Annotated in this window: 1 protein-coding gene; it reads right to left on the bottom strand. The window is 50.3% G+C overall.

Annotated features, from left to right (window positions below):
• The coding region (locus EAE93_RS24095) for a type VI immunity family protein (RefSeq protein ID WP_214040745.1) at positions 1-443 on the bottom strand (443 nt) is incomplete at both ends.

The raw sequence follows: 443 nt of genomic DNA, 5'->3' as shown, positions 1-443 counted from the left end.
CATTGGAATAAGAAGTCATCACCACATCCCGGTAGGGGCGCAGCACCTGACGTATCCAGTATTCCCCACCCAGTCGGTTTACAAAGCGTTTGGACAGCAGGGTGATCCAGTTAATGCTTCGGATGGAGTGGGCATAATCGTCCAGCGTGGTGTGAACAGTGGAGTTGACTTGCAGGGCAGGGTAACGCAGGGCCAGTTGGTACTCCAGAGGAAAATAGTCATGATAATCTCTGGGTAAGACCAGACAGTAACCACAGTCTCCCCAGTCAGGTTCGAGTTGTTCACACAGAAAGTCCAGCCAGGCCATAAACCGGGTCATGCCCTCTTGTTCTTTCAGATAATCCCAGGGCAATACCAGACTGAGGTAAGAACTACTGTCGTCACCATCATCCTCATCGGAATCTAGGTAATGCATCAGATAGCGAGGGGCTTCATAGAGATTT

Origin of the sequence: Photorhabdus akhurstii (genome assembly GCF_018448925.1) — a bacterium.
GTDB lineage: Bacteria > Pseudomonadota > Gammaproteobacteria > Enterobacterales > Enterobacteriaceae > Photorhabdus > Photorhabdus akhurstii.
This window is presented reverse-complemented; position numbering and strand designations above follow the sequence as displayed.